General features: G+C 72.2%; 14 protein-coding genes. 10 read left to right on the top strand and 4 right to left on the bottom strand.

Annotated elements, in window-relative coordinates; all coding sequences use genetic code 11:
* The first annotated feature begins 19 nt into the window (after positions 1 to 19).
* The 10 genes from ABEB17_RS16635 (at position 20) to ABEB17_RS16680 (ending at position 11,896) form a co-directional block, all read left to right on the top strand.
* Positions 20 to 1,375: a serine hydrolase domain-containing protein gene (locus ABEB17_RS16635; protein ID WP_345717844.1), complete on the top strand. Its 1,356-nt coding sequence runs from the start codon at positions 20 to 22 to the stop codon at positions 1,373 to 1,375.
* Between the two features lie 118 nt (positions 1,376 to 1,493).
* Positions 1,494 to 2,573: a PhoH family protein gene (locus tag ABEB17_RS16640; RefSeq protein WP_345717845.1), complete on the top strand. Its 1,080-nt coding sequence runs from the start codon at positions 1,494 to 1,496 to the stop codon at positions 2,571 to 2,573.
* 4 nt (positions 2,574 to 2,577) lie between these two features.
* Positions 2,578 to 3,045 carry an rRNA maturation RNase YbeY gene (ybeY, locus tag ABEB17_RS16645; protein WP_345717846.1) on the top strand — a complete coding sequence of 156 codons (468 nt, stop codon included), beginning with the start codon at positions 2,578 to 2,580 and terminating at the stop codon, positions 3,043 to 3,045.
* Positions 3,042 to 4,355, top strand: a complete 1,314-nt coding sequence (locus tag ABEB17_RS16650) for a hemolysin family protein (protein WP_345717847.1) — start codon at positions 3,042 to 3,044, stop codon at positions 4,353 to 4,355. The genes ybeY and ABEB17_RS16650 overlap by 4 nt, the downstream gene beginning before the upstream one ends.
* Positions 4,355 to 5,281, top strand: coding sequence for a GTPase Era (gene era, locus ABEB17_RS16655; RefSeq protein ID WP_345717848.1), 927 nt, complete (start codon positions 4,355 to 4,357; stop codon positions 5,279 to 5,281). The genes ABEB17_RS16650 and era overlap by 1 nt, the downstream gene beginning before the upstream one ends.
* 202 nt (positions 5,282 to 5,483) lie before the next feature.
* Positions 5,484 to 6,515: an aspartate-semialdehyde dehydrogenase gene (locus ABEB17_RS16660; RefSeq protein WP_345717849.1), complete on the top strand. Its 1,032-nt coding sequence runs from the start codon at positions 5,484 to 5,486 to the stop codon at positions 6,513 to 6,515.
* Between the two features lie 291 nt (positions 6,516 to 6,806).
* Complete coding sequence (gene leuA, locus ABEB17_RS16665; protein WP_345717850.1) at positions 6,807 to 8,591, top strand: 2-isopropylmalate synthase; 1,785 nt, start codon at positions 6,807 to 6,809, stop codon at positions 8,589 to 8,591.
* 94 nt (positions 8,592 to 8,685) lie between these two features.
* A complete protein-coding gene (locus ABEB17_RS16670; RefSeq protein WP_345717851.1) occupies positions 8,686 to 10,275 on the top strand; it encodes a diguanylate cyclase in 1,590 nt (529 codons plus the stop codon).
* A 65-nt stretch (positions 10,276 to 10,340) separates the two neighbouring features.
* Complete coding sequence (recO, locus tag ABEB17_RS16675; protein ID WP_345717852.1) at positions 10,341 to 11,069, top strand: DNA repair protein RecO; 729 nt, start codon at positions 10,341 to 10,343, stop codon at positions 11,067 to 11,069.
* A complete protein-coding gene (locus ABEB17_RS16680; protein ID WP_378227150.1) occupies positions 11,066 to 11,896 on the top strand; it encodes an isoprenyl transferase in 831 nt (276 codons plus the stop codon). The genes recO and ABEB17_RS16680 overlap by 4 nt, the downstream gene beginning before the upstream one ends.
* Before the next feature lie 69 nt (positions 11,897 to 11,965).
* On the opposite strand, the gene ABEB17_RS16685 is transcribed toward ABEB17_RS16680, so the two are convergent.
* Genes ABEB17_RS16685 through ABEB17_RS16700 form a run of 4 tightly spaced genes read right to left on the bottom strand, consistent with a single transcriptional unit; the run spans position 11,966 to position 15,130 of the window.
* Positions 11,966 to 12,355 (bottom strand): Fur family transcriptional regulator, encoded by a 390-nt coding sequence (locus ABEB17_RS16685; RefSeq protein ID WP_345717853.1) that lies wholly within the window; start codon positions 12,353 to 12,355, stop codon positions 11,966 to 11,968.
* Positions 12,352 to 13,395: a metal ABC transporter permease gene (locus tag ABEB17_RS16690; RefSeq protein WP_345717854.1), complete on the bottom strand. Its 1,044-nt coding sequence runs from the start codon at positions 13,393 to 13,395 to the stop codon at positions 12,352 to 12,354. Before ABEB17_RS16690 ends, ABEB17_RS16685 begins: the two co-directional genes overlap by 4 nt.
* Positions 13,395 to 14,186: a metal ABC transporter ATP-binding protein gene (locus ABEB17_RS16695; RefSeq protein WP_345717855.1), complete on the bottom strand. Its 792-nt coding sequence runs from the start codon at positions 14,184 to 14,186 to the stop codon at positions 13,395 to 13,397. Before ABEB17_RS16695 ends, ABEB17_RS16690 begins: the two co-directional genes overlap by 1 nt.
* Positions 14,183 to 15,130 carry a metal ABC transporter substrate-binding protein gene (locus ABEB17_RS16700; RefSeq protein WP_345717856.1) on the bottom strand — a complete coding sequence of 316 codons (948 nt, stop codon included), beginning with the start codon at positions 15,128 to 15,130 and terminating at the stop codon, positions 14,183 to 14,185. Before ABEB17_RS16700 ends, ABEB17_RS16695 begins: the two co-directional genes overlap by 4 nt.
* Positions 15,131 to 15,141: the final 11 nt, after the last annotated feature.

The raw sequence follows: 15,141 nt of genomic DNA on the forward strand, positions 1-15,141 counted from the left end.
GACGGATGTCGCAGAGTCGTTGCAGCACAAGGTCTCACGGGCCCAGACGGACTGGCGGTCGCCGTCCGTCGTGGTGCGGGTGGTGCGTCGCGGTGAGGTCCAGTTGGATGCCTGGGCGGGTTCGGCGGACCTCGGTCCCGACGGCACCGCGGACCCGGCCCTGCTGGAGCCCGGGCCCGACGTCCAGTACCGGATGGGGTCGATCACCAAGACGTTCACGGCGGCCCTGGTGCTGCAGGCGCGCGACGACGGGCTGCTCGACCTGGACGACCGGCTCGAGGCGCACCTGGACGTCCCGGCGCACGGCCAGGTCACCCTGCGCCGGATGCTCTGCCACCTGTCCGGGCTGCAGCGCGAGCCGGTCGGGGACGTCTGGGAGTCGTTGCGGGGCCCGGACCTCGACACGATGCTGGCCGACCTGGCTGCCGCCGACGCGGTGCTCTCGCCGCAGCAGCGCTGGCACTACTCGAACCTGGCGTACGCGCTGCTCGGGCAGGTCGCGGCGCAGGTGCGCGGCGGCACCTGGGCCGAGGTGCTCGCGGACCGGGTCCTGCGCCCGCTGGGCCTGACCAGGACGACCGTCGACCCGACGCCGCCGACCGCACGTGGGTACTTCGTCGACCCGTACGCCGACCGGCTGCGGCCCGAGCCGCTGTTCCCCGGCTTCGCGTTCGCCCCCGCCGCGGAGCTGTGGACGACCACGACCGACCTGGCCCGCTGGGCCGCCTTCTGGGCCGAGCCCGACGAGGCCGTGCTGAAGGCCTCGACGGTCGCCGAGATGACCCACCTGCACGCGATGGCCGACCTGCAGCAGTGGACCCTCGGCTGGGGCCTCGGGCTGATGCTGCACCGGCGTGGCGAGCGGTTCTTCGTCGGCCACGACGGCGCGATGCCGGGGTTCCTGGCCAGCATGGTCGTGCACCGGGACAGCGGACTCGGTGTCGTCGCGCTGACCAGCACGAGCCGGGCGGCCGACCCGTTCAGCCTGGCGGTCGATCTCGCCGAGACCGTGCTGGACGCCGTCCCGGACCTGCCGTCGGCCTGGCGGCCCGGAGCGGCGGTTCCCGCCGACGTCGAAGGTCTGCTCGGTACCTGGTGGACCGAGGGCATGGAGTTCGCGGCGTCCTGGCGCGCCGGCAGCGAGCCGGACGTCGACGGCGAGGAGGGCGGCCACCTGGAGCTGCGGGCGGCCGGTGCTGCGGCGTCCCGGCCCCCGGCGGTGCTGCGACGGGACGGCGAGGACCGGTGGCGCGTCGTGTCCGGGCGCGAGCAGGGTGAGGCGCTGCGCGTCGTCCGGGACGAGGCGGGGCTGCCCACCCGGCTGTACTGGGCGACGTACCCGATGACCCGCCAGCCGCTGCCCTTCGGGGCCTGAGCGGGGAGCGGCTGGCCCGTCCTGCGGCGAAATGGACGGGTGGCCTGTCGGTCCGCGCGGCTACGATGGTCGGGTCTTGGCGTCACCACGAAGGGATCGACAGGCCACCAGGCTGCCCATGAGCGACACACCGACTGATACCTCGAGCGAGACCCCCAGCGATACCCCCGGCCCTGACCCGAGCCCTGGCGCCCAGGTGCCGCACACCATCGTGGTCGCCGCCGAGGTCCCCATGGTCTCCCTGCTCGGCCCCGGCGACGAGCTGCTGCGCACCATCGAGCGCGCGTTCCCGCGGCTCGACGTGCACGTGCGCGGCAACGAGATCACGCTGAACGGCCCCCCGGCCGAGGTGGCCCTGCTCGAGCGGCTGGTCGACGAGCTGCTCGTGGTGATCGCCTCCGGTCAGCCGCTGACCCGCGACGCGGTCGACCGGTCCGTCGCGATGCTGCGCCAGCAGACGACGGAGCGCCCCGCCGACGTCCTGACCATGAACATCCTGTCCAACCGCGGTAAGAAGATCCGCCCGAAGACGTTGAACCAGAAGCGGTACGTCGACGCGATCGACGACAACACGGTGGTGTTCGGGATCGGCCCGGCCGGCACCGGCAAGACGTACCTGGCGATGGCCAAGGCCGTGCAGGCGCTGCAGGCCAAGCGGGTCAACCGGATCATCCTGACCCGTCCGGCCGTCGAGGCGGGTGAGCGCCTGGGCTTCCTGCCGGGCACGCTGACGGAGAAGATCGATCCGTACCTGCGCCCGCTGTACGACGCGCTGCACGACATGCTCGACCCGGACTCGATCCCGCGGCTGATGGCGGCCGGCACGATCGAGGTCGCGCCGCTGGCGTACATGCGCGGCCGCTCGCTGAACGACGCGTTCATCATCCTCGACGAGGCGCAGAACACCTCGGCCGAGCAGATGAAGATGTTCCTCACCCGGCTCGGGTTCGGCTCGAAGATCGTGGTCACCGGCGACGTCACGCAGGTCGACCTGCCGGCCGGGACGACGTCCGGGCTGCGCATCGTGCAGGACATCCTGGACGACCTCGACGACGTGCACTTCGCGCTCCTGACCAGCCAGGACGTCGTCCGGCACCCCCTGGTGGGGCAGATCGTCGACGCGTACGGGCGCTGGGACGCGCTGCGCACCGGTGCGCCGCTCGCCGGCAACCGGGCCGCCCGTCGCGGCCGGCGATGAGCCGATGAGCATCGAGGTCAACAACGAGACCAGCTACGTCTGCGACGAGCACGAGCTGGTGCGGCTCTCGCGCTACGTGCTGGACGAGCTGCGGGTGCACCCGCAGGCCGAGCTGTCCATCGTGCTGGTCGACGAGGACGCGATGGAGCGGCTCCACGTGCAGTGGATGGACCTGCCCGGCCCGACCGACGTGATGAGCTTCCCGATGGACGAGCTGCGCCCCGGCAGCGACGACGTCGAGCCGGAGCCCGGGCTGCTGGGCGACGTCGTGCTCTGCCCGACCGTTGCCGCGGCGCAGGCTGTGCAGGCCGGCCACACGGCAGAGGAGGAGCTGCTGCTGCTGACCACGCACGGCATCCTGCACCTGCTCGGCTACGACCACGCCGAACCGGACGAGGAGAAGGCGATGTTCGAGCTCCAGCGACGGCTGCTGCTCACGTTCCTGGCCGGCCGGGGCCGACCCGAGTCATGATCACGCCCGATCTGCGGCTGGCCTTCGCGGTCGTCCTGCTCGTGGTGTTCGCGGCCGCGCTGGCGGCCGCTGAGGCCTCGGTGTCGAAGGTGACCCGGGTGCGTGCCGAACAGCTGGTGGACGACGGACGCCGTGGTTCGCCGTCCCTGCTCACCGTGGTCAGCACGAGCGGTCCCTACCTGTCCGTGTCGACGTTCGTCCGGGTGGTCTGCGAGTCCTTCGCGGCCGTGTTCGTGACGATCACCTGCGCCGGCGCGTTCGACCGGCAGTGGGTCGCCCTGCTCGTCGCCGCGGGGATCATGGTGGTCGCCTCGTTCGTGCTGGTCGGCGTCAGCCCGCGCACCGTCGGCCGCCAGCACGCCGAGACGGTGGCCCTGCTGAGCGCCCCGGTGCTGCTCTGGCTGTCGCGGGTGCTCGGTCCTTTGGCCCGGCTGCTGGTCGCGCTGGGCAACGCGGTCACCCCCGGGCGCGGCTACCGGGACGGGCCGTTCTCGACCGAGTCCGAGCTGCGCGAGCTGCTCGACCTGGCCGGCGAGAACGCGGTCATCGAAGCCTCCGAGCAGCAGATGCTGCACTCGGTCTTCGAGCTCGGCGACACCATCGTTCGCGAGGTCATGGTGCCGCGCACCGACATGGTGACCATCGAGCACGACAAGGTCCTGCGCCAGGCGATCTCGCTGTTCCTGCGCTCCGGCTTCTCCCGGATCCCCGTCGTCGACGGTGGACCGGACGACGTCCTGGGCATGCTCTACCTGAAGGACGTGACCCGGCGGGTCTACAGCGACGCCGCGGCCGAGCAGTCCGTGCCGGTGCGCGACGTGATGCGACCCGTGCACTACGTGCCCGAGAGCAAGCCCGTTGACGACCTGCTGCGCGAGATGCAGCGCGACCAGACGCACGTCGCCATCGTCGTCGACGAGTACGGGGGCACCGCCGGGCTGGTCACCATCGAGGACGTGCTCGAGGAGATCGTCGGCGAGATCACGGACGAGTACGACCGTGAGGCGGACGCCTACGAGACCCTGGACGACGGTGGGTTCCGGGTGCTGGCCACCATGCACGTCGACGAGCTGGGCGAGCTGTTCGACCTCGAGCTGGACGACGAGGACGTCGACACCGTGGGCGGCCTGCTCGGCAAGGCTCTCGGGCGGGTGCCGATCCCGGGCGCCCGCGCCGTCGTCGAAGGGCTTGAGCTCACGGCCGAACGGCCGGCCGGTCGCCGGCACCGCATCGCCACCGTGCTGGTGCGCGACGTACGGGCGGAGCAGCACGCGGACGCCGAGCGTGCCGACCCTGCGACACTGGCCTGATGTCGCCAGCTGAGGTCGCCCACCGGTCCGGCTTCGCCTGCATCGTCGGCCGACCCAACGCGGGCAAGTCCACCCTGACGAACGCGCTGGTCGGCGAGAAGGTCGCCATCACCTCGTCCAAGCCGCAGACCACCCGGCACGCCATCCGCGGCATCATCACCCGGCCCGACGCCCAGCTCGTGCTCGTCGACACCCCCGGCCTGCACCGGCCCAGGACCCTGCTCGGGCAGCGCCTCAACGATGTCGTCCGCGAGACGTTGACGGAGGTCGACGTGGTCGGGTTCTGCCTGCCCGCCGACCAGAAGGTCGGCCCCGGCGACCGGTTCATCGCCGCCGAGCTGGCCACGATCCGGCGCGAGGGCCGCGGTACGCCGGTCGTGGCCATCGCGACGAAGATCGACATGGTCGACCGGCAGCGGCTCACCGAGCACCTGCTGTCCATCGACCGGCTGGGGGAGTGGGACGACATCGTCCCGGTGTCCGCCGTCCGCGGTGAGCAGGTCGACGTCGTCACCGACCTGCTCGTCAAGCACCTGCCCGCCGGGCCCGTCATGTACCCCAGCGGCGAGCTCACCGACGAGCCCGAGGCCGTGATGGTCGCCGAGCTCATCCGTGAGGCCGCGCTCGAAGGGGTACGCGACGAGCTGCCGCACAGCCTGGCCGTCGTCGTCGACGAGATGACACCCCGTGAGGGCCGCCCCGAGCACGACCCGATGCTGGAGATCCGGGTCATCCTCTTCGTCGAACGGTCCTCGCAGAAGGGGATCATCATCGGCAAGGGCGGCGCCCGGCTCAAAGAGGTCGGCACGAACGCCCGCCGCGGCATCGAGGCCCTGCTCGGCCAGAAGGTCTTCCTCGACCTGCACGTCAAGATCGCCAAGGACTGGCAGCGCGACCCCAAACAGCTTCAGCGCCTGGGCTTCTAGCCCCACCCCCGCCGTGATCATGCACGTTCGCCCCACCACCCCCGCCGTGATCATGCGCGTTCGCCCCACCACCCCCGCCGTGATCATGCACGTTCGCCCCACCGCCCGGGGTGAACGTGCATGATCACCGCTGGGAGGGTGCGCGCGGTCGGGGTTTGAGACGCTGCGGCGTTGCGCTGTGGGGGTCGCCTATTCTGGTGGCATGCGCGTAGGTGTGTTTGGGGCTACTGGTCAGGTCGGTGGGGTCATGCGGGCCCTGTTGGCGGAGCGTGCTTTTCCGCTGGACGACGTGCGGTTCTTCGCGTCCGCCCGGTCGGCGGGGTCGACGTTGCCGTGGGGCGACGGCGAGGTCACGGTCGAGGACTCGGCGACCGCCGATCTGTCCGGGCTGGATATCGCGCTGTTCAGCAACGGCAAGGGCGCCTCGCTCGAGCTGGCGCCGCGCGTCGCGGCGACCGGTGCCGTGGTGGTCGACAACTCCAGCGCCTGGCGGATGGACCCCGACGTCCCCCTCGTGGTGAGCGAGGTCAACCCCGAGGACCTCGACGTCCTCCCCAAGGGCATCGTCGCCAACCCGAACTGCACCACCATGGCCGCGATGCCCGTGCTGTCGCCACTGCACCGCCACGCGGGGCTGGTGCGGCTGTACGTCTCCTCCTACCAGGCGGTCTCCGGGACCGGCGGCAAGGGCGTCACCGAGCTCGACGAGCAGGTCCGCAAGGTGGCCGACTCCGCGGCAGCACTGGCCTTCGACGGCCGGGCCGTCGAGCTGCCCGCACCGAGCGCGTACGTGAAGCCGATCGCCTTCAACGTCCTGCCGCTCGCCGGGTCGATCGTCGACGACGGCTCCGGCGAGACCGACGAGGAGCAGAAGCTCCGGAACGAGAGCCGCAAGATCCTGCACATCCCGGACCTCGCCGTCGCCGCGACCTGCGTCCGCGTGCCCGTCTTCACCGGCCACAGCCTGGCGATCAACGCCGAGTTCGCCCGCCCGCTGTCACCGGCCGAGGCCACCGCGCTGCTGGCCGACGCCCCCGGCGTCGAGCTGTCCGACGTCCCGACGCCGTTGGATGCCGCGGGCCGCGACCCCAGCCTCGTCGGCCGGATCCGCGTCGACCCCACCGTGGACGGCGGCCGCGGGCTCAGCCTGTTCGTCTCCGGCGACAACCTGCGCAAGGGCGCCGCGCTCAACGCCGTCCAGATCGCCGAAGCGATCCTGGCCCGCCGCGCCTGACGCAGCCCGCGCCGTCCCCCGCGCCGTCCCCCGCGCCGTCCTCCCGCGGTGATCATGCACGTTCACCCCGCTCCCGGGGGCGAACGTGCATGATCACGGCGGGGAGGGGGCGTCCGGAATGTGGGAGCGCACGCTCACTGCGTGGACGCCGGTCACCGGCCCGGCGTACGGTAACCGGGTGCGGATGACGAGCCTCCTCCTTCGTCGCCGCGGCGGGGCTTCGTAGCAGGCCGGCCCCTCGCCGCGGGATCTCGGCGTGCCGGTCACCCCCCACGAGCGAAGGCCACCCCGATGACGCACGACACCACCTCCGACCGGTGGGCGAGCACGCCCCAGCTGCCCTCCGTGATGCCGGTGCACAAGTACCGCCCCTACCACGAGACGTTCACCGTCGACCTGCCCGACCGGACGTGGCCGGACCGCACCATCGACAAGGCGCCGCGCTGGTGCGCCGTCGACCTGCGGGACGGAAACCAGGCACTGATCGACCCCATGAGCCCGCCCCGCAAGCTGGCGATGTTCCAGCTGCTGGTGAAGATGGGCTACAAGGAGATCGAGGTCGGCTTCCCGAGCGCCAGCCAGACCGACTTCGACTTCGTCCGTCAGCTGATCGAGGGCGACTTCATCCCCGGCGACGTGATGATCCAGGTGCTGACCCAGTGCCGCGAGCACCTCATCGAGCGCACCTTCGAGTCCCTGGTCGGGGCCAAGCAGGCGATCGTGCACTTCTACAACTCGACGTCCACGTTGCAGCGCCGGGTCGTGTTCGGGCTGGACCGCGACGGCATCACCGACATCGCGACGCAGGGCGCCAGCCTGGCCAAGAAGTACGCCGAGATGATCACGCCGGACACCGAGATCTACTACGAGTACTCGCCCGAGTCCTACACCGGCACCGAGCTCGAGTACGCCGTCGAGGTCTGCAGCAAGGTGATCGACGTCATCGACCCGACGCCGGACCGTCCGCTGATCATCAACCTGCCGGCCACCGTCGAGATGGCCACGCCGAACGTGTACGCCGACTCGATCGAGTGGATGAACCGGCACCTGCCGCGCCGCGACAGCGTGGTGCTGAGCCTGCACCCGCACAACGACCGGGGCACGGGCGTCGCGGCGTCCGAGCTGGGCTACCTGGCCGGCGCGGACCGGATCGAGGGCTGCCTGTTCGGCAACGGCGAGCGGACCGGCAACGTCTGCCTGGTCACGCTGGGGCTGAACCTGTTCAGCCAGGGCATCGACCCGCAGATCGACTTCAGCGACATCGACGAGGTACGGCGGACCGTCGAGTACTGCAACCAGCTGCCCGTGCCCGAGCGCCACCCCTACGGCGGCGACCTCGTCTACACCGCGTTCTCCGGCTCGCACCAGGACGCGATCAAGAAGGGCCTGGAGGCGCTGGAGAAGGACGCGGCCGACCAGGGCAAGGAGATCGGCGAGCTCGTGTGGGCCGTGCCGTACCTGCCGATCGACCCGATGGACGTGGGGCGCACGTACGAGGCCGTGATCCGGGTGAACAGCCAGTCCGGCAAGGGCGGCGTCGCCTACCTGATGAAGTCCGAGCACCAGCTCGACCTGCCGCGTCGGCTGCAGATCGAGTTCAGCGGGGTCGTGCAGCGGCAGACGGACGACGAGGGCGGCGAGGTGTCGGCGGCCGCGCTCTGGACGGCCTTCAGCCACGAGTACCTGCCGGACCCGACCCGGGCCTGGGGACGGTTCGCCCTGCGCAGCACGAGGCTGTCGACGTCCGAGCAGGGGCAGGACCAGCTCGCCGTCGAGCTGTCGGACGGCGGCCGGGTGGTCGCTCTCGAGGGGCGGGGCAACGGCCCCATCGCGGCGTTCACCGAGGCGCTCGCCGACCGCGGGGTCGACGTCCGGGTGCTCGACTACCACGAGCACGCGATGAGCGCGGGTGGCGACGCGAAGGCGGCCGCGTACGTCGAGTGCGCACTGGACGGGCGGGTGCTGTGGGGTGTCGGGGTGGACCCGAACATCGTGACGGCGTCGCTGAAGGCCGTCGTCTCGGCCGTCAACCGCTGGGCGCGGGACGTCGAGGCGGTCGCTGAACCCGAAGGCTGAGCCGGCACACCTCGTCGAGTTGTCGCGATGGCCCGCGCGGCGGTCCCTCCACCGGGCACACTGACCCTGTCGGTGCAGCCGGGGGCGAGGGGTGGTGAGTTCGGTCGACGGTGTCGTGACGTGCCCGAGCGAGTTCGGTCCCCTGGACCTGCTGTCCGACTGGGCGCACGAGCTCTACCTGGACGGGTTCTCCGAGCGGGCCGTCCGGGCGGCCCGGGAGGCCATCCCGGTGGCCGTCGGGGCCGGTGACCTGCGCACGCTGCGCTTCCTGCACTACACGTGCGGCGTCGCGCTGATCGAGCAGCGCCGGTGGGACGAGGCGATCACCTCCGCCCACAACCTGCTCGCGGTCATCGACCCCTGGGACGCCGCGTGGCGGGCCAAGGCGCTGTCCCTGCTCGGCGACGCGGGGCTGCGGCTGGGCCGCGCGTCGGCGGCGGTGGACGCGCTGGCGGAGGCGTACAGCCTGGTCGAGCACGAGCCCCCGCGCGTCTACAACGAGCTCAGCGCCACCATGGCCGTGGCCGCCACCCTGGGGCACGCCCAGCTGTTCGTGCCCGCCGACGCGCTCTTCCGGCTCTGCCTGTCCGCCCCGGCGGTGCGCGGGAACACCGCCGCGACCCGGATCGCCCGGATCCTGGTGCTGCAGGAGTACTCCGTGCTGCACACGACCTGGGCCACGGCGCTGCAGCTCGACGGCCGGGTCGACGAGGCCGGGCCGCACTTCGTGCGCAGCGCGGAGATCTCGCTGCACATGATGCAGCTCACGGCCGGCGAGGACGACGAGATGCACGCCCGGGCCGAGATGGTCGAGGCGTACACCCACCTGCACCTGGGTGAGGTCGGCCTGGCCGAGGCTCGGCTGCGGCACGCGTCGGCCCGGTTCGACATGCGGCCCGAGCTGCCCGAGGTGCAGATCGGCAAGCTCGGTCGGGCGCTGTGCCTGCGGGAGCGGGGCGAGTTCGCCGAGGCGCGTGAGCTGCTCGCCGGGGTCGTGGAGAGCGTCCAGGTCGCCGACCGGGTGGTCTGGGAGCTCGCCGCCCTGGTCACGATGGCCGAGGTCGAGGTCGCCGAGCACGGCACGCACCCCTCGACCCAGTACTACCGCCAGTCGGCCCAGGTGGCCTCGCACCGGCTGTGGATCGAGCGGGAGAGCCGGTTCTTCGCGCTTCGCGACCGGATCAGCCTGCGCGCGCTCGCGGCCGAGGCGTCCCAGCTGGGCAGGGACGCGATGATCGACCCGCTCACCGGGCTGGGCAACCGGCGGATGCTGGACGCCGGGATCGCGGAGTCGCTGGGCGGCGCCGCGTTGTTCGTGGACGTCGACCTGTTCAAGGACGTCAACGACCGGTTCTCGCACGCCGTCGGCGACGAGGTGCTCCGCCGGATCGCCGACATCCTGCGGGCGCACTGCCGCACGCACGACGTGGTGGTGCGGTTCGGCGGCGACGAGTTCGTCGTGCTCCTACCGGCGACCTACGCGGCCGAGGCCGCAGCGGTGGGCGAGCGGGTTCGCGCCGCGGTGCACCGCGAGCCCTGGCACGACCTGCGCGAGGGGCTGTCCGTCAGCGTCTCGGTCGGCGTCGCGGCGTCCGACGCCTCGCCGGACCGCGTGCTCAAGGACGCGGACGCCGCGCTGTACGCGGCGAAGGAGTCCGGCCGCAACCGGGTCACCGTCTACTGACACCCGCGCCGCCGGTGCTGCGTGGCGGTGCGGCCGCTGTCGGTGGGACGTAGCACAATCACCGGGTGAGCCTGTACCGCGACGAGGCAATCGTCCTGCGCACCCACTCGTTGGGTGAGGCGGACCGCATCGTCACGCTGCTCACGCGTGAGCGCGGCAAGGTGCGCGCCGTGGCGAAGGGCGTGCGCCGCACCCGCAGCCGGTTCGGGGCCCGGCTCGAGCCGTTCATGATGACCGACGTGCAGCTGTACGAGGGCCGCAACCTCGACACGGTGACCCAGGCCGAGACGATCGCGCCCTACGGCGAGCGACTGGTCAGTGACTACCCGCGGTACACGGCGGGTGCCGCCATGCTCGAGACGGCCGACCGGCTCACCGAGGAGCGCGAGCCGGCGGTCCAGCAGTTCCTGCTGCTCGCCGGTGGGCTGCGCACCCTCTCCGACGGCGCGCACGACCCCAGCCTGGTGCTCGACGCCTACCTGCTGCGCTCGCTGTCCGTGGCCGGCTGGGCGCCGTCCTTCGTGGACTGCTCGCGCTGCGGTGCACCAGGCCCGCACCGCGCGTTCGCGGTGGCCTCGGGTGGGGTGGTCTGCCCGTCGTGCCGCCCGGCCGGGTCGGTGGGTCCGGCGCCGGCGACGCTGGAGCTGCTGGCCGCGTTGCTGGCCGGTGACTGGGACGTCGCGGACGCCAGCGAGGTGCGGTACCGCCGCGAGGGCAGCGGACTGGTCGCCGCCTACCTGCAGTGGCACCTGGAGCGGGGCGTGCGGTCCCTGCGCCTCGTGGAGCGCCTGTGAGGGCGCGCCGCGCGGACCGGTCGGGGACGTCGTCCACTCGTCCGGACCCGATCGCCCCACCGGCGCACGCGTCGGGCGCCCGGCCGCCCGACCTCCCGGCCGAGCTCGTGCCGAAGCACGTCGCCGTCGTGATGGACGGCAACGGACGGTGGGCGAACGCGCGGGGGCTGCCGCGCACCGAGGGCCATGCCCGCGGTGAGGCGGTCCTGCTGGACGTCGTGGCCGGCGCCATCGAGGTCGGCGTCACCCACCTGTCGGCGTACGCGTTCTCGACGGAGAACTGGCGGCGCTCGCCGGACGAGGTGCGCTACCTCATGGGCTTCAACCGCGACGTCATCCGCCGCCGGCGCGACGAGATGCACGAGTGGGGCGTGCGGGTGCGCTGGGCCGGGCGGCGTCCTCGCCTGTGGCGCAGCGTGATCCGCGAGCTCGAGGCGGCCGAGGAGCTCACCCGCGACAACACGGTGCTCACGCTCACGATGTGCGTGAACTACGGCGGTCGGGCCGAGATCGCGGACGCCGCTCGCGCGCTGGCGCAGGACGTCGCGGCCGGGCGGGTGTCGGCGGACCGGGTCGACGAGAAGGTGCTGGCCCGCTACCTCGACGAGCCCACGATGCCGGACGTCGACCTGTTCTGGCGCTCGTCGGGCGAGCAGCGGACCTCGAACTTCCTGCTCTGGCAGTCGGCGTACGCCGAGATGGTGTTCGACGACGTGCTGTGGCCGGACGTCGACCGGCGTGACCTGTGGCGAGCCATCGAGACGTACGCCAGCCGCGAGCGCCGGTACGGCGGCGCCGTCGACACCCCGGACGACACCGGCCTCTGACCCCGCACCATTCGCGCTCTTGGTGGTTTTCCGGGCCTCATCACGACGGGTAGCGCGAATGGTGCGGGATCAGTGGTGGTCGCAGGTGCCGAACAGCTCGAGGGTGTGGCTGATGTCGCGGAAGCCGTGCTGGCCGGCGACGGCGTCGGCCCACTGCTCGACGGCCGGCCCTTCGACCTCGACGGTCCGGCCGCACTCGCGGCAGACCAGGTGGTGGTGGTGCGAGCCGGACCGGCAGCGGCGGTAGACGACCTCGCCGTCGTCGGTGCGCAGGGCGTCCACGCCCTCGTCCTCGACCAGGCCCTGCAGGGCGCGGTAGACGGTCGCCAGCCCGATCGTGCTGCCCTGCTCGCGCATCCCAGCGTAGATCTGCTGCGCGCTGACGAAGGTCGCGCCGTCCGAGAGGTACGACTCCACCGCCTCGCGCTGCTTGGTGGCGCGTCGGGTCGTGCCGGTCATCGCTCCGCCTCCTGCGCCTGCGACCCGGGTGCGTGGTCGTGGGTGTGGTCGTGGGTGTGGTCGTGGGTGTGGTCGTGCTCGTCGTAGTGCCCGCCGTGCGGGGCGTGCAGGTGCCCGCCGTGCAGGTAGTCGACATGCCCGTCGTGCAGCACGGCGGGGTGGCCGCAGTTCTCGCCGTGCTCGTGCGCGTGCTGCCCCTCGGCCACCCGGTGCCGGTGCCCGGCCCAGCGCTCGCGCAGCCCGACGAGGACGGCCGTCACGGCGAATACCGTCACCGCGAGGACGACGATCGTGGCGCCCGAGGGGGTGCTGGTGTAGAAGCTGGCGCTGATCCCGAACAGGCTGACCAGCACGCCGACGACCACGGCGACCAGGAGCGAGGTGCGGAAGCTGCGGCTGACGAGCTGCGCGATGGCGTTCGGCACGATCATCAGGGCGCTGATCAGCAGCAGGCCGACGACCCGCATGGACACCACGACGGTGACGGCGGTCAGGACCGCGAGCACCATGTTGAGGCCGAGGACCGGCAGTCCGACCGCCCGGGCGTACTCGGGGTCGTTGGCCACGGCGAACAGCCTCGGCGCGAGCACCGCGGTGACCACGAGGACGACCGCGGCGAGCGCGGCGAAGGTCACCAGGTCGCGAGGACTGGTGGTGGTGATGGCGCCGAACAGGTAGGCGTTCAGATTGGCCGGCGTCCCTTCGGGAGACCGCGAGATCAGCGCGACGCCGAACGCGATGCCGCCGTAGAACATCACCGCCAGGGCCACGTCGCCGCTCGTCCGTCCGCGCGCCCGGATCAGCTCGATCGCCACTGCCGCAGCGACTGCGGCCAGCAGGGCCGTCCAGACCGGTGCGCGCCCGCTGACGATGCCGATCGCGACCCCGGCCAGGGCGACGTGTCCCATGCCGTCGCCGATCAGGGCGAGCCGGCGCTGCACGAGGAAGATCCCGACGACCGGCGCGGCCAGGCCGACGAGCAGCCCGGCCAGCAGGGCCCGGCGCATGAAGTCGTACTGCAGCAGCTCGAGGACCACCATCACGCACCGCCGAGGGGGTGCTCGATCCACGGCGAGGGACGTCTGGCGTCCTCGGCGTGCGGGTCGGGCAGGTGGTGGTGGTCCGCGGAGTGCGCCGCGTGCGGCAGGACCGTGGGTGGCGGCCCGTCGTAGGTGATCCGCCCGTCGGAGACGACGACGGCGCGGGTGAGGACGTCGGCGAGGGGGCCGACCTCGTGGGTCACGATGATCATCGGGACGCCGCGGGTGGCGAGCTGGCGGATGGTGTCGGCCAGGGCCTGCTGGCTGACCTGGTCCACGCCGGCGGTGGGTTCGTCCATGACGAGCACGCCGGGCTCGGCGGCCAGCGCTCGGGCGATGAGGACGCGGCGCTGCTGGCCACCGGAGAGCTCGGCGACGTTCGTGTCGGCGAAACCGGTCAGCCGCACGGCGTCGATGGCGTCGGTGACGACGGCGCGGTCGGCCGCACCGAGCCGGCCGAGCAGCCCGAGCCGGGGCAGCCGGCCGGAGGAGACGACCTCGCGCACGGTCGAGGCGATGGCGCCGCCGACGGTGTGCCGCTGAGGGACGTAGCCGATGGCGGCGCGGTCGCGCCGGTGCCGCAGGGGGTGACCGAGCAGCTCGACGTCGCCGCTCATCACGGTGGCGAGCCCGAGCAGCCCGCGCACCAGGGTGGTCTTGCCGGAGCCGTTCGCGCCGAGCACCGCGACGACCTCGCCGTCGGTGACGGTCAGGTCCGCGTTCCGGACGACGGCTCGGTCGCCGTAGCCGATGGTCACGTCGCGCATGCGCACGACCGCGGGGCTCGTCATCGGCAGGGCTGCCCGTGGCGCAGGTTGGCCAGGTTGGCGCGCATGACCTCGAAGTAGGTCGTGCCGGCCGATTCGGCGGTGAGGCCCTCGATGGGGTCCAGGACGGCGGCGGCCGCGCCGGTCTCGCGGGCGACGGTCTCGGCCACGGCCGGGCTGACCAGGGTCTCGTAGTAGATGGTCCGCACGTGGTTCGCCTCCACGAAGTCGACGACGTCGGCGAGCTCTCGCGGCTGCGGCTCCGCCTCGGGGCTCAGGCCGGTGATGGGCACCTGTCGCAGGTCGTAGCGCTGGGCGAGGTAGCCGAAGGCGTTGTGGCTGGTCACCAGGTCCGGGTTCGCACAGGCGGACAGGCCACGGCGGTAGTCGGCGTCCAGCGCGGCCAGCTCGGCCCGCAGCGCCGTCAGGTTGCGCGCGAAGGCGGGGGCGTCGTCCGGTCGCAACCGGGCCATCGAGGCCTCCAGCGCGGTGGCGACGGCGGAGAGCCGCACGGGGTCGAGCCAGAAGTGCGGGTCGGTGCTGCCGGCCTCGTTCTGCTTCTTGGCTCCGTCCTCGATGGGCGTGAACGTGAGGTTGAGGTCGGCGGACGGTGCCGCGTCGAACGTGGCCGGGGGGCCGGCGGCCGCGATGCCGTCGTCGACGGCCGGCTGAAACCCGCTGAGGTAGACCACGAGGTCGGAGTCCTGCAGGTGCGCGACGTCGCGGGGGGTGAGCTCGAGGTCGTGCGGTTCGGCGCCTGGCCGGGTCAGCGACGAGACCCGGACGGCGTCCCCGCCGATCCGCTGGGTGATGAACTGCAGCGGGTAGAAGCTGGCCGTCACGTGCAGCCGCCCGTCGGCACGGGGGGAGTGCGCAGCGGCGTCGCCGCTGCAGGCGCTCAGGGCGAGCAGGCCGGCCAGCGCCAGCAGGGCAGTGCCCGCGGCGGCTAGGGGCCGACTCCTCATCATGACAATCATTC

Source organism: Angustibacter luteus, from assembly GCF_039541115.1.
GTDB lineage: Bacteria > Actinomycetota > Actinomycetes > Actinomycetales > Angustibacteraceae > Angustibacter > Angustibacter luteus.

What these genes read in the sequence shown, in the direction of transcription:
- ABEB17_RS16640 (WP_345717845.1), top strand. Translation starts at nt 1,494, where the DNA reads ATGAGCGACACACCGACTGATACCTCGAGCGAGACCCCCAGCGATACC.
- ybeY (WP_345717846.1), top strand. Translation starts at nt 2,578, where the DNA reads ATGAGCATCGAGGTCAACAACGAGACCAGCTACGTCTGCGACGAGCAC.
- ABEB17_RS16650 (WP_345717847.1), top strand. Translation starts at nt 3,042, where the DNA reads ATGATCACGCCCGATCTGCGGCTGGCCTTCGCGGTCGTCCTGCTCGTG.
- era (WP_345717848.1), top strand. Translation starts at nt 4,355, where the DNA reads ATGTCGCCAGCTGAGGTCGCCCACCGGTCCGGCTTCGCCTGCATCGTC.
- ABEB17_RS16660 (WP_345717849.1), top strand. Translation starts at nt 5,484, where the DNA reads ATGCGCGTAGGTGTGTTTGGGGCTACTGGTCAGGTCGGTGGGGTCATG.
- leuA (WP_345717850.1), top strand. Translation starts at nt 6,807, where the DNA reads ATGACGCACGACACCACCTCCGACCGGTGGGCGAGCACGCCCCAGCTG.
- ABEB17_RS16685 (WP_345717853.1), bottom strand. Translation starts at nt 12,355, where the DNA reads ATGACCGGCACGACCCGACGCGCCACCAAGCAGCGCGAGGCGGTGGAG.
- ABEB17_RS16690 (WP_345717854.1), bottom strand. Translation starts at nt 13,395, where the DNA reads ATGGTGGTCCTCGAGCTGCTGCAGTACGACTTCATGCGCCGGGCCCTG.
- ABEB17_RS16695 (WP_345717855.1), bottom strand. Translation starts at nt 14,186, where the DNA reads ATGACGAGCCCCGCGGTCGTGCGCATGCGCGACGTGACCATCGGCTAC.
- ABEB17_RS16700 (WP_345717856.1), bottom strand. Translation starts at nt 15,130, where the DNA reads ATGATGAGGAGTCGGCCCCTAGCCGCCGCGGGCACTGCCCTGCTGGCG.